Annotated in this window: 1 protein-coding gene; it reads right to left on the bottom strand. The window is 47.2% G+C overall.

The features are described from left to right. Positions 1-1,116: sigma-54-dependent transcriptional regulator (locus R7P67_RS25805; RefSeq protein WP_318086448.1), on the bottom strand; the 1,116-nt coding region annotated here is incomplete at its 3' end.

Below are 1,116 nucleotides of genomic sequence, written 5' to 3'. Positions count from 1 at the left end.
GCTGTCAGACATCAACACCGCACGCTTAACTTGGTTCATCAACTCGCGAACATTACCAGGCCAGAAGTAACGAGTCAGAGCTTTCAAAGCGTCCTCTGAGAAACTTTTTGCTTGAGAGTTGTACTCTTTAGAGAACTCTTGCAGATAGAAGCGAGCTAGTAGTGCAATGTCACTCGCGCGCTCTTTCAAGCTTGGTACGTTGATACGAAGTACATTGATGTAATGGTACAACTCTTCGTTGAAGTCGCCATCAATCAAGGCTTTTTCTACGTCTGACGAGTTAGCAGCAAGAATACGCACATTCACATTCTTCACACCTTCGCGCGTTTCAATCGTGCCCTCTTGCAAAAACCTTAACAGGTTCATTTGCTGGTCCTTCGAAATGGTCAGAATGTCATTAAACAACACAGTACCGCCATCTGCTTGTTCCAACAGACTTGGGCCCATCTCAGCATCCGCAGCAATACCAAAGACTTCCGCTTGGAAACGTTGCTCATTCAAAGCGCGGCAGTTAATCGACATAAAGGGCTTATGAGAACGGGAAGATACTTTGTGAATTGCACGAGCAACCGCTTCTTTACCAGTACCGCTCTCGCCAGAGATCAGAATACTCACGTCCGTAGGACCAATTCGCTTAACTTGATCGCGTAGGCGCTTCATCGGGATAGATTCGCCAATCAGCCCCATATCGAGGCTATTGCCAAAGCTTGGCCAAACTTTTTTCTCTAGCTTGAGCATACCAAGTTGGTGGCCGATGGTACTCAACAGTTGGGCATCTGGGATTGGGGCAGTAAAAAAGTCGATACAGAAGTTAACGATGAACTGGCAGATGGTGTCTGTGCCGAGCTGAGACTCACGAATAAACGCCAACCAACGCACGTGCTTATGAGAACTCACTAAGTTTGCCAGACCATTCAAGCTAAACTCGTCATGGCTCAGGTCAACGATACCGATACAAGGCCCAATATCTTCCAATAACGTGTTAGCTTTGCGTAAGTCGCCTACTTGGTGACACTTCCAGCCAACTTGTTCCAGTACTGATAACCAAGGCTCATAAGTACCGCCAACTACCACAAGCGATCCCGGGATGGAATCCATCTTAAACTGCCCAGCCAT

This window comes from Vibrio sp. Vb0937, from assembly GCF_033338855.1.
Note: the sequence above shows the minus strand (reverse complement) of the source record. Positions and strands in the feature narration are given on the sequence as shown.